Here is a 557-nt window from a genome sequence, read left to right as displayed (position 1 = left end):
TTGCAGTTGTGTCTGTAGGACCTGTTACCTCAGTTGTCACTGTTGTTGATGTTGTTGTAGGTCCGATAACACTTGAAGTTACTGTTGTATCGGTTACAACTGTAGTTGTTGTTGTAGGTCCGATAACACTTGAAGTTACTGTTGTATCGGTTACAACTGTTGTAGTTGTTGTAGGTCCGATAACGCTTGAAGTTACTGTTGTATCGGTTACAACTGTGGTAGTTGTCGTAGGTCCGATAACACTTGATGTAACTGTTGTATCGGTTACAACTGTTGTAGTTGTCGTAGGTCCGATAACACTTGATGTAACTGTTGTATCAGTTACGATCGTAGAAGTAGTTGTAGGTCCTACAACACTTGATGTTACAGTTGTATCTGTAGAAGTGGTAGTAGGTCCTGTTACATCAGTTGTAGTAACAGTTGTTTCAGTGGTATCTGTTGTTTCGTTACCACTTGTTGTAACATCTGTGCCTGTAGTAGTTGTTGTTGAAGTATTAGGCTTGCCTGTTACTGTTGTAGTAGTCGATATTTCTGTAATAACGGGCTTCTTTACAATG

General features: G+C 39.9%; 1 protein-coding gene. It reads right to left on the bottom strand.

Annotation, left to right across the window (positions count from 1 at the left end; all coding sequences use genetic code 11):
• On the bottom strand, positions 1–557 hold a 557-nt coding region (locus RF007C_RS17520), incomplete at both ends, for a hypothetical protein (protein ID WP_037300685.1).

The sequence above is a fragment of the Ruminococcus flavefaciens 007c genome (assembly GCF_000571935.1).
Taxonomy (GTDB): Bacteria; Bacillota; Clostridia; order Oscillospirales; family Ruminococcaceae; genus Ruminococcus; species Ruminococcus flavefaciens_F.
This window is presented reverse-complemented; position numbering and strand designations above follow the sequence as displayed.